We start from the raw sequence: 894 nt of genomic DNA, 5'->3' as shown, positions 1-894 counted from the left end.
ACCAGGACTCCAGCGCATCGGGAATGCATGATATGAACACATTGTCGATCATTATTGTCAACTGGAATACGCGCGATATTCTGCTCGATTGTCTCGAATCAATAGCAGCTCACCCCCCGTTGCGCCCGTATGACATCTGGGTGGTAGACAACGCTTCGAGTGATGGCAGTGTTGCAGCAGTGCGCGCCCGCTATCCGCACGTGCAGTTGATCGAGAATGCTGCTAATCGAGGATTTGCCGCAGCGAACAATCAGGCGATCCATGCCTGTCGCGGCGATTATCTGCTGCTGCTCAACAGCGATACCATCGTTTGCGAAGGTGCGCTTGAGCGTCTGGCGCTGTTTCTGGATGCACATCCGCGCGCTGGCATTGCAGGGGCGTATTTGCTCAACGCGGACGGAACGCTTCAACCGTCATGGGCTGCCTTCCCGTCGTTGTGGTCTGAACTGCTGGGGCGCAACGTTCGTGCGCGCGCGCCGTACCCTACCGTGGACGGTGATGAAGCCTATGCGGTTGACTGGGTCGGTGGCGCGGCACTCCTGATCCGTCGGACAACCGTGGAACAGATCGGCGATCTCGATGAGGGGTACTTTATGTACTCTGAGGAGACCGACTGGTGTTTCAGAGCGCGTCAAGCCGGATGGGATGTCTGTTACGTACCGGATGCGCCGATCATCCATCTTGGAGGACAGAGCAGCAAGAAAGCCAGCATCCGCATGAAAGCCGAACTGTACCGCAGTAAGTTGCGATTCTATGCCAAACATTACGGTCGCTTCCAGGCATATGCGCTGAGCATTGCGCTACGCATCGCATTCTACGGAAAAGCGGTCATCGAACGGATAAAGGGGCGTGTCGACTCGTACCGCGATCTTCGTATCCTGATGCAGGCATTGA

General features: G+C 56.3%; 1 protein-coding gene. It reads left to right on the top strand.

The genetic code is table 11. From position 1 onward, the window contains the following. Positions 1-32: 32 nt before the first annotated feature. On the top strand, positions 33-894 hold an 862-nt coding region (locus NW818_RS14015), incomplete at its 3' end, for a glycosyltransferase family 2 protein (RefSeq protein WP_414424910.1).

Source organism: Synechococcus sp. R6-5 (genome assembly GCF_047461775.1).
Lineage (GTDB): Bacteria > Cyanobacteriota > Cyanobacteriia > Thermostichales > Thermostichaceae > Thermostichus.
The sequence above is the reverse complement of the archived record's forward strand: the minus strand, read 5'-3'. Positions and strand labels throughout refer to the sequence as shown.